Raw genomic sequence first — 10,971 nt, 5'->3', positions numbered from 1 at the left:
AAGGGGCTGAGAAGAGCAGCCCTTTCTTGATGGAGAGATGTCATCGTTGCAACCGCTGGGCGATTCCGCTATTATGTTAAATAGTGGAATTGACATTAATAAAATAGGATGATGAAACGATGAAGCGTGCAAGGATCATTTACAATCCAACATCAGGCCGGGAAATATTTAAACGGCATTTGCCGGAAGTATTAGTACAATTGGAAAAAGCGGGATATGAAACATCATGCCATGCGACAACCGGGGCGGGCGATGCGACGGAAGCGGCCCGCAAAGCAGTGGAGCGCGAATTTGACTTAGTGGTGGCTGCCGGCGGGGACGGAACGATCAACGAAGTCGTTAACGGGATTGCCGATCAAGATTATCGCCCCAAGCTTGGCATTATTCCAGTCGGGACGACGAATGATTTCGCCCGCGCGATCGGCGTGCCGCGTTCGATCGAAAGGGCATGCGACATTATCGCCAACGGGGAAGCTGTTCCGATCGATATCGGCTGCGTCATGAATGAAGGGAAAACCCGCTATTTTATTAATATTGCCGGCGGCGGCCGTTTAACCGAATTAACCTATGAAGTGCCAAGCAAATTAAAAACCATGCTTGGCCAGCTTGCCTACTATTTAAAAGGAATCGAGATGCTTCCGTCGATCAAGGCGACAGAAGCGCGCATTGAATATGACGGCAAAATATTTGAAGGCGAAATTATGCTCTTTTTAGTGTCGCTGACGAACTCGGTCGGCGGCTTTGAAAAGCTGGCGCCGGATTCGTCTTTGAATGACGGCATGTTTGATTTAATTATTTTAAAGAAAACGAATTTGGCTGAGTTTATCCGGCTTGTAACGCTCGCGGCGCGCGGCGAACATATTAACGACCCAAATCTCATTTACACGAAAGCAAACCGCATTAAAGTGATGTCGCCGATGCAGTTAAATTTAGACGGAGAGTTCGGCGGCATGCTTCCAGGGGAATTCGTCAATTTGTACCGGCATTTGGAAGTATTGGTATCTAAAGAAAAAGCAGAGCAAATGAGGACAGGGTACTAATCCCTGTTCTCTTTTTGTGCTGCACATAATTGTGTGCTACAATCATGACAGCAATTTTCGCGAAAGGTGAAGGATGATGACCAAAGTCGAAGCTCCAGTAGCTAAAAATGAATATTATGATGTGACATTTGAAGATTTGACACATGACGGTTTAGGAGTCGCTAAAATTGACGGATTTCCCGTTTTTGTCAAAAACGGGCTGCCGGGCGAGAAGGCGAAAATCAAAGTCATCAAAGTGAAAAAAGGATATGGCTACGGACGCCTTATCGAGCTGCATGAGCAAAGCCCGGACCGCGTCGCGCCCCTGTGCCCGATTTACAAGCAGTGCGGCGGCTGCCAGCTGCAGCACTTAAGCTACGAAGGACAGCTCAAAGCAAAACAGAAACATGTGAAAGAAGTAATGGCGCGTATCGGCAAATTGGAAAATGTCATCGTTCATCCTGTCATCGGCATGAAAGACCCATGGCGCTACCGCAACAAAGCGCAAGTGCCTGTCGGCGAGCGCGAAGGCGGGCTGGTCGCGGGATTTTACCAAGAGCGCAGCCATGAAATTATCGATATGGATGCCTGTCTCATCCAGCAGGAAATGAACGATGTCGTCGTACAGACGGTGAAAAAAATTTGCGAAAAATACCGCATCCCTGCCTATAACGAAGTATCGCATAAAGGGGTGCTCCGCCATATCATGGTGCGCTATGGGGCGGCGACGAAAGAAGTCATGGTCGTTCTCATTACCCGCACGGAAGAGTTGCCGCATAAAAAGAAAATTGTGCAAGAAATTATTGATTCCGTGCCAAATGTAAAATCGGTTATCCAAAACATTAACCCAAAAAAGACGAATGTGATTATGGGTGACGAGACGAAAGTACTGTGGGGAGCCGAATGCATTTACGATTACATCGGTGATATTAAATTCGCGATCTCGGCTCGATCTTTCTATCAAGTTAACCCGGAACAAACAAAAGTGCTATATGAAAAAGCGCTCGAGTATGCGGAATTAACGGGAAAGGAAACGGTGATCGACGCTTACTGCGGCATCGGTACGATTTCCTTGTTTTTAGCGAAAAACGCGAAAAAAGTGTACGGGGTGGAAGTCGTGCCGGAGGCGATTGAAGATGCCAAGCGCAACGCGCAATTAAACGGCATCACCAACGTCGAGTTTGCCGTAGGAGAGGCGGAAGCGGTCATTCCGCAATGGTACGAACAAGGCATCCGCGCCGATTGCATCGTTGTCGATCCGCCGCGCAAAGGCTGTGACGAAACGCTTTTGCAAACGATTATCGTCATGAAGCCGAAGCGCGTTGTGTACGTTTCCTGCAATCCGGCGACATTGGCAAGAGATTTACGAATCCTCGAAGACGGCGGCTATCAAACGATCGAAGTGCAGCCGGTGGATATGTTCCCGCATACTGCGCATGTGGAGTGTGTCGCTAAACTTGAAATGGTAAAGCATAAATAAACTCGTGCTAAAATCGAAATAAAGTTGTGTGTTTGACAAGGATAAAGGTTTGAGGGAGAAAGAAAAGCTCTTCTCCCTCAAACCTTTGTTTTTGATATTTTTCCCAAGAAGTCCCCCTTTCTCTAAACGAAGTGAAGGGGGAGATGATCAGGAGTGTTTTGATTCCGAAAAACGAACATATCTACGGATTGCGTAAGCAAGAAGTAGTAGAAGGACTGAACCGCCCCATCGGTGTGATGCCGATGCTGCTTATGGAATCCATCGGGGAAGCTTTCAATGCAGGCATCGGATGAAAGGGGACCGCCTTCTTCTACGCAGAAGCTTCTTCGATGGAAATGGCAAGAAACTCTCACCTCTTCATGGAATAAGGGTGAGAGAGGTTCATACGGTTTTACGAAGCCTCAATGAAATAGGCGCTTCAATCAGTAAAATAGGCACTTCAATCAGTAACAACTACCCAACAGAGTACATAGCTTGTTGATGAGAGTACTCGAAGTAGTCGGTGGATTTATCTGAATTTGCAGATATCTTTCTGATTACTTTCGTTCTACTCTCATCCCTGTCTCTGGTTAAGTCGCCAGAAACTACAAAAAAATTTAATAAGGATGGTGTGAAATGTATAATTTCCAAGATGAACTTCAAATGTTAGGGTTGGATGATTTCGCAGCGGGTGAGGTGATGGTTTGGGATCCTCAAACCCAGACCTATTTGGTTGATGATGCTCGTCAATTCGGTGGACGCTGTGGAGGACGTTGCGGAGGCCGTTGTTTTGGCCATTGTTTTGGCCGTTGTTTTGGACAGTGTTTTGGCCGTTGTTTTGGCCAGTGTTTTGGCCGTTGTTTCAACTGCTTTAGCTGCTTCCATTGCTGGGGAGGAGGTTTTGGCGGAACTTTCTAGTCCCCTAGCACAAAAAGGTGATTACCTAAGAAGAATGGACTGCCCCTGCGTAATTCTCTGCAGGGGCCCCGCTTTATGAAATGAACATAAAGGACAAATAGATGTACATAAAATGATACTACGCATTTAGGAACAACTCACGGATACGGAGGGGTAGAATGAAAAATCTAAACGCTTCCTCGCGTCTGAAGGTGAAAAAAGACACATTTTTTATCCCTGATCCAAACGGTGGCGTATATTTTAGGAATAACTCAAGTTCTTTTCGTATGAAAGGCAAAACAATCTATCAGTGGATTGAAAAACTGATGCCCATGTTTAACGGAGAGCACACATTGGGAGAATTGACGAAGGGATTATCGACCTCATATCGGAACAGGGTGTATGAAATTGCAGAAATTCTGTACAAAAACGGCTTTGTTCGGGATGTGAGCCAAGACCGTCCGCATCAATTGGACAGCAAGATCCTCAAAAAGTATGCTTCACAAATCGAATTTATAGAAAGTTTCGTCGATTCCGGTGCGTTCCGTTTTCAAGTATATCGTCAATCTAAAATATTGGCAATCGGCTCTGGCCCATTTTTGGTCTCATTGGTTTCTGCGTTGATCGAATCAGGATTGCCTAAGTTCCATGTTCTGATTACAAATTCGATGCCTACTAATCGGGTGCGGTTGAAGGAACTGGTGGAGAATGCCCGCAAAACGGACTCCGAAGTAAAAATAGAGGAGATAGCCTTGCAGAAAGGAGCGGAGGGGAGTTCCTGGAGAGAAGTTGTGCAGCCATTTGAGTGGATTTTGTATGTCTCGCAGGAGGGCAATGTAGAGGAGCTGCGGGCTCTTCATGCCGTTTGTAGGGAGGAGAAAAAGGGGTTTCTCCCCGCCATATCTTTGCAGCAAGTGGGGCTAGCGGGTCCATTAGTGCATCCGGACTCTGAGGGATGCTGGGAGTCCGCATGGCGACGCATACACCGATCCGCGCTTCGCGAAGACCGGCCGTTACAAACTTTTTCTACCACAGCGGGAGCGATGTTGGCAAATGTGATAGTATTTGAATTATTCAAAAAAGTTACAGGAGTGACGAAATCGGAACAGAGAAATCAGTTTTTCCTTCTCGATCTGGAGACATTGGAAGGTGGCTGGCATTCGTTCATAAAGCATCCACTGGTGACGATTGGACGTGTGGAGGCTGGATTGGTTCAAGATCTGGATTGGAGGCTTAAACAGAATTCGAGCCGCAATGATCCGAGTAGATTGTTTCATTATTTCAATCAATTGACATCCGCAGAATCAGGAATTTTCCATATATGGGAGGAAGGCGGCTTGAAGCAGCTTCCGTTGGCCCAGTGCCGCGTTCAAGCTATGAACCCGCTATCGGAGGGACCGGCTGAGCTGCTTCCGGAAGTTGTCTGTGCAGGTCTCACACATGAGGAGGCACGGCGGGAAGCGGGGTTGACTGGGATTGAATCGTATGTATCGCCAATGATAGATTTACTTGTTACGTCATCTTTAAACCGCGAAAAAGAAGTTGGTGTGATCACACCACAGGAATTTATCGGTGTCGGAGCAGGGGAAACGATTGCGGAAGGCATTTGCCGAGGATTGCAAAAGTGCTTGGACGAGGAGCTGAGCAAACGGCAGGTTAATCGAAGGGAACCTATTTTTCAGGTCCAGTTGGGTACGGTAGAAGACGAACATTGCAGGTTTTATTTGCAGGCACTGACGACGATGCATGGACCACCGATGATTGGTTTGGGAGAGAAAGTGTCAGGCTTTCCAGTGGTATGGGTTGGCACGGGCGGCCGCTGGTATGGAAGCGCTGGTTTGAATATCACAATGGCGTTGCGGAAAGCGCTAGAGCAGGCGCTTATGGATGCACAAAATCAAGCGGCTTCACTTCGAATACAAGCGCTAGAGGATTCATCCGTTCTTCTAAACGAAGAAGAGCCATTAAGACTTGAGATCCCTGCTTGTGAAGGAACGGCACAATTGGAGCTCTTGCAGTCCGCCATGCAGGTCTTGGAACAGAACAGGATGCAGCTCTTCGTCTTTGATTTAGCGATAGAACCTTTTTTGAAAGAAGAGCTGGCAGGGGTGTTTGGCGTGCTGTTAAGAAAGGGGGATTTCTGATGGGGACTTGCGTATTGATGGTTGGAGAAGGGGTATTGGCAGATTTTGTGTATGAAAAATTGTCCGCTCAATATCAGGTAGTTCGGCAAATCGACTTCGAGGAAGGAATTCCGGAAGAAACGGGTTTGGCTCTGGTGTTGCACGATGCTTGGCATCCCTCGGTTCACCACAAGGCGGAAGAGGTATTACGGCCATTAGGCATTCCATGGCTTCGGGGTTTCGTTTCATTTGGTGAGGGAGTGATCGGTCCGCTAGTTCGTCCTAATACTCCGGGATGCTCCCAGTGCGCGGATATGCGACGCCTTATAGCGGGGTACGACCGCAAGGAGATGTGGGAGCTGCAACGGAGGATGGCGATGCAAGGAGGAATACAGCGTGATGCATGGGCATCACGAACAGGACTTTTGCAGATGGCTCACCTGATCGTCACGGAGACGCAGAGTGTGTTGGAAGGAAGTCGTGCCCGTTTAGAAGAAAGGTTGTTCCTAATCAACCTAAAAACATTAAAGAACTCATGCCATTTCTTTCTGCCCGAACCGTTATGTACGGTATGCGGTCAATTACCCGACGATTCACCGGCAGCAGCCCGCATATCGCTGCAGCCAAGTCCGAAGATCAGCGCTGACAATTACCGCTGTCGTCCGATCGAGGAGTTAAAAGAAGTTCTGGTCAAAGACTATCTAGATTACCGAACTGGATTATTGAATGGTAAAATGCATCATTTCGTGCTGCCGTTTGCGGATGTCGTTGTCAATATGCCGTTGTTTATAGGTGACGAGGGAGTAGCAGGTCGGACTCATTCCTATGAGGTTAGCGAGTTAACCGCCATTTTGGAGGGGTTGGAGAGATATTGTGGTATCGAACCTCGTGGCAAACGGACGGTGGTTTATGACAGTTACCGAAACCTAGCAGATCAAGCACTCAACCCATTAAAGGTAGGAGTGCATGCGAAGGAACAGTATGCGCAGCCCGATTTTCCGTTCAAACCGTTTCATCCTGATCGTCCAATGAATTGGGTATGGGGTTATTCGTTTTTACAAGAGCGTCCGATTTTGGTTCCAGAGCTGCTCGCATATTACAGTTTGGGCGGCGGGGATGGCTTTGTCTATGAAACTTCCAACGGATGTGCATTAGGCGGAAGTTTAGAGGAAGCGATTTTCCATGCCATTTTGGAGGTGGTGGAGCGTGATTCATTCTTGATGACTTGGTATGCGCAGCTGCCTCTTCCTCGTCTTGACCCTAATTCCGCTAACGATAAAGAATTACAGTTGATGGTCGAACGTGTGCGTGCAGTGGCGGGATATGATCTGTATTTTTTCAACTCGACGATGGAGCACGGGATTCCAAGCGTCTGGGCAGTGGCGAAAAACAGAAAACAAAAGGGGTTGAATCTTATTTGTGCCGCTGGAGCTCATCCGGACCCCATACGGGCGGTGAAAAGCGCGATTCACGAGTTAGCTGGCATGATGCTTGTGCTTGACGAGAAATTGGAGGCAAACCGAAAGAAATATGAGAAAATGTTACACGATCCGTTATTAGTGCAGCAGATGGAGGACCATGGCATGCTGTACGGTTTACCGGAAGCGGAGGAGCGCCTGCAATTTTTGTTGGATGACAATCGTCCGTTGCGAACGTTTGAAGAGGAATTCGAGCGGCAAACGAAGAGTACGGACTTGACTGATGACCTGCGGGGTATTCTTCAGAAGTTTCGACAATTGAACCTCGAGGTAATTGTGGTGGACCAGACAACACCCGTAATTAAACGAAACGGATTATATTGTGTGAAAGTACTGATTCCGGGAATGTTACCGATGACATTTGGGCATCACCTCACCCGCGTGACCGGTCTGGAGAGGGTACTCCGGGTACCTATGGAACTTGGGTATACAAAACAACCGCTCACGCTTGAACAGCTTAATCCACATCCTCATCCGTTTCCATAGGAGGTGGGAGGATGAATCTGGATACATTTTTATACAATCTTCATTTTGATGTCGAAAAGATTGTACCGCCAGATTGGGAGGTCGATTGGGGAGATGCGCCGCTTGCCTATAAGCTGTACCGCAACTTGCCAGTGGTTCCGCTCTCTCCGGAGGTACCGTTAACGCTTGAGGGAAGAGAAGCATCTGGAAAGCTCAATCTAGAAGAAATAGGGCATTTTCTCTGGTACGTTTTCGGCCTTACTCAATTTTGCCAAGCAGACTTTGCCTTGGATTTCACGGAACAAGCGGCAAACCTAATGCAATTGCACCGGCGGTTTGTTCCTTCGGGAGGGGCGTTGTATCCAAATGAATTATACTTGTATTTGAAGATAAAGGATGTTCCAGATGGAGTGTACCATTACGATGTGGCACACCATCGTTTAGTATTGTTGCGGGAAGGTAATTTTGATTCCTATATAACTAGGGCTCTGGGCAATCGTTGTGACGTGTCGGCTTGTTTCGGTATTGTTTTTGTATCGACAATGTTTTGGAAGAATTTCTTTAAATACAATAATTTTGCTTATCGGCTGCAAGGGCTGGATGCCGGCGTGCTAATCGGGCAGCTGTTGGAAGTGGCGAAACAGTTTGGCTTCGCATCGGCAGTGTATTTTCAATTTCTTGATAGGGCGATCAACCATCTGATTGGGCTATCCGGACAGGAAGAGAGTGTATATGCGGTTATTGCATTAACTGTGGAGTCTTCCATCACTTGGTCTGATAACAATAATAACTTAGAAGAAAGTGTTTCTGCCACTGAATTATGCCGAGAATTGCCAGCAGTTCAGCATCATTACTATATTCGGTCGCGGAGGATCATGGACTATCCGATGCTGAGGAAAATGAATGAAGCATCGATGTTGGAATCACCGCGATCATTTCGGCAGATTAAAGGAGAAAAGAAAGGTACTTGTGGGATGCAAGCGGTAGTTCTGCCTTGTGTGAAACGGTTATCGTATGATCTGGCATCCGTCTGCCAGAAGCGATATTCACCAGGCATGGATTTTGTTTTAGGAAAGGTGAGTCAAGAACAATTGGCCATTTTGTTGCAAGAGGCGACGCTTTCTTTCGTGTATCGAAATGATTTAGATGGAGAACATGAGAATCCATCGTCCCGTGTCTCCCTGTATGGCTGTTTTTATAACGTTGAAGATGTTCCAAATGGTGCTTACTTCTATGACAGTACTGTTCATGCGTTAGGACGGATACGTTCTGGAGATTATCGGCACTACCTGCAATACGGAATGTCAATGGACAATGTTAATCTGTTCCAAGTACCGCTCTGTCTACATGTGGTAGGAGACAGGGATCACCTCCAAATGGAATTAGGATATAGAGGATATCGCATTCAACAAATGGAGGCGGGGATGCTCGTGCAACGACTGCTCTTGGTGGCGTCTGCCATAGGGATGGGCGGTCACCCACTTCTCGGATTTGATGTGAACTTATGCGATCAACTTTACAAGATCGATTCGCGAGGAAAAACAAGCTTAATCCAAATTCCAATCGGACCTTATCGTCCTCGCGCTTGGTTAAAAGGGAGTTTGCGCAGTTAGGAGAAACAAGACTTTGGTTTTGTTGCAAAGTAGACATATGGTAGTTTTATAGTTGTTTCCTATTATTAACATAAGAGAGGTCTCCAGTCTTTGCTTTTAACGTTGTCCCGCGAAATCTCTCGCCTCGAAACGGAGAAAGAAGGAGGTATGAATCGGGAAGTTTTTGATTTACAAAAAAAGAACATAAGGGTTGCATAAGCAAGAAGTAGTAGAAAGGCTGGACCGCCCCATCGGTGCAGGGCCGATGTTGCGTTAGAAGAAGAACGGCTTTTACGCAGAAGCTTCTTCGATGGAGATGGTGAGAAGTTTCCGCCTCTCAATGAAATGTAGGTGGGAGATGTTCATTGATGATAGCGTGGTTTTGATTTCCAATGCCAGAACCATAAAAAACCGAAACAGCCAACCAGGCGTTTCCCTGGTTGGCTGTTTTTTGTACGCCCAACAGTCGTGATGTTCGGAGAGGAAGATGGTCGGGTGCGAATGCGAATCTAGCTAAAGCAGTCTCGTCTGATTGGATGAAGAGCTCCGCACTCCGTCCTCCTGCCAGACTTCGGAAGCCATGCAGGCTTCGGCCAGAGCTAGGTCGGATACGGCGTCGTCGGGCGTCACCAGTCCGCTCCAGTTCGGATCTTGGATCATCCGACATAAGTCCAGGAAGCGGGCCTGAGCCATCGCCTCATACCATCCTTGCCGATCAACCAATGACAATGTCCGCTGATACGGCAGGCGGGAAACGAAAGATGAGGATGCACGATCGGACACCGACGCACTAGGAGACAACCGCGATGCGGCCCATGCCCGTACCCGTTCGCCAGCGTCCGCCGCTGGTTGCGTAGGCACGGTGTCAAGCAGGGCGTCGATCTGTTCCGCCTGTTCTGCCGTGAGCATGCCTTCGACGTACAGCCGTTGAGGAATCCAGCCTTCAAGCACAATCCGCCCTTGAGCACAGTGGACTTCCCACCGCGTCGACTCGGGAGCGTCCGCTTCCATTGTAAATCCATGGTAGTACTGAACCGGTACGTACTCGTGCAGGAGTTCGGCGCCTGCCCTTTTGGTCGGCGCTTGCGCTTCCTGTACATGGTCCTGACGCGTGCAGCTGCGGTGAATCACGCTCGCCCACACGCGTGACTGCTCGCCGTTCGCTTCGGTTACAGCAAAACCGCGCGCATCTTCAGGTTCGCCAAACCAGTGCCGGCCGACTTCGAAGAAGTGAACCCCATGTTCGATGAAGATGCCTCCGCTCTGTTCGCGGTTCCAGAACCAATGCCCGGCTGCGACACGGTGTGCGGCGTTGTGGAGACTGGCGTGATGTACACGACCTAACAAATGGTGACGGAGCATCCATTCGACCACTTCCACCAACGGGTTGTAGCGCAAGACTAGGTTGACGGCGAGCGCGCGCTGTTGTTTCGCGGCGAGCCGGACATTGTCTTTCAGCGCCGTTGAAGTCAGTGCCCCAGGTTTCTCCAGCAATAGGTGCTTACCTTGCATCAATGCCAGTTCGCCGAGTGGTTCGTGGAGATGGGGCGGTGTCGTCAAGATCACCACGTCGATGTCCGGATCACGGATGAGTTCGGCCGCTTCCCGATATTCGCGCGGGGCAGCCACATTGGATCGACGGTGGCGATAGGAGGCCAGCACGCGCTGGCGCTTTTCGTCAGTACGGCCAGCGACGGCTATCAATTGAAATTCAGGCAACGGCGCGAGCGCGCCGGCCAAGAACGCGGCAAAAGCGCCTGCGCCGGCAATACCCACGCGGTATGGTGGGAGCGGATAAGGCATGGCGTCTTCTCCTCCTTTATCACGAATGAATCCCTATTAATCTATATTATGTTGACAATTGTATTATACCGCAAAGATGGCCTCTGACGCTCTTCATTTTGCGTCCGTTTCAGCATGGGCGGCACTTAAAGTCGC

General features: G+C 48.5%; 8 protein-coding genes. 7 read left to right on the top strand and 1 reads right to left on the bottom strand.

Annotated elements, in window-relative coordinates; all coding sequences use genetic code 11:
* Positions 1-119: 119 nt before the first annotated feature.
* The 7 genes from HT574_RS17285 to HT574_RS17255 all read left to right on the top strand — a co-directional run bounded on the left by HT574_RS17285 (position 120) and on the right by HT574_RS17255 (position 9,054).
* A complete protein-coding gene (locus tag HT574_RS17285; protein ID WP_017434367.1) occupies positions 120-1,040 on the top strand; it encodes a diacylglycerol kinase in 921 nt (306 codons plus the stop codon).
* Between the two features lie 76 nt (positions 1,041-1,116).
* Positions 1,117-2,499: a 23S rRNA (uracil(1939)-C(5))-methyltransferase RlmD gene (rlmD, locus tag HT574_RS17280; protein ID WP_175245597.1), complete on the top strand. Its 1,383-nt coding sequence runs from the start codon at positions 1,117-1,119 to the stop codon at positions 2,497-2,499.
* 143 nt (positions 2,500-2,642) lie between these two features.
* Positions 2,643-2,792: a hypothetical protein gene (locus tag HT574_RS17275; protein WP_175245559.1), complete on the top strand. Its 150-nt coding sequence runs from the start codon at positions 2,643-2,645 to the stop codon at positions 2,790-2,792.
* 322 nt (positions 2,793-3,114) lie between these two features.
* Entirely contained in the window at positions 3,115-3,396 is a 282-nt protein-coding gene (locus HT574_RS17270) for a heterocycloanthracin/sonorensin family bacteriocin (protein WP_175245558.1), read from the top strand.
* A 158-nt stretch (positions 3,397-3,554) separates the two neighbouring features.
* Positions 3,555-5,519, top strand: a complete 1,965-nt coding sequence (locus HT574_RS17265) for a putative thiazole-containing bacteriocin maturation protein (protein ID WP_175245557.1) — start codon at positions 3,555-3,557, stop codon at positions 5,517-5,519.
* On the top strand, positions 5,519-7,462 hold the full coding sequence (locus HT574_RS17260) for a TOMM precursor leader peptide-binding protein (protein ID WP_175245556.1): 1,944 nt from the start codon (positions 5,519-5,521) through the stop codon (positions 7,460-7,462). Before HT574_RS17265 ends, HT574_RS17260 begins: the two co-directional genes overlap by 1 nt.
* 11 nt (positions 7,463-7,473) lie before the next feature.
* Positions 7,474-9,054: a SagB family peptide dehydrogenase gene (locus HT574_RS17255; RefSeq protein WP_175245555.1), complete on the top strand. Its 1,581-nt coding sequence runs from the start codon at positions 7,474-7,476 to the stop codon at positions 9,052-9,054.
* Between the two features lie 492 nt (positions 9,055-9,546).
* Here HT574_RS17255 and HT574_RS17250 read toward each other — a convergent pair whose 3' ends face one another.
* Positions 9,547-10,836, bottom strand: a complete 1,290-nt coding sequence (locus HT574_RS17250) for a Gfo/Idh/MocA family protein (protein WP_175245554.1) — start codon at positions 10,834-10,836, stop codon at positions 9,547-9,549.
* Positions 10,837-10,971 lie beyond the last annotated feature (135 nt).

Source organism: Parageobacillus sp. VR-IP (assembly GCF_013357975.1).
GTDB lineage: Bacteria > Bacillota > Bacilli > Bacillales > Anoxybacillaceae > Saccharococcus > Saccharococcus caldoxylosilyticus.
The sequence above is the reverse complement of the archived record's forward strand: the minus strand, read 5'-3'. Positions and strand labels throughout refer to the sequence as shown.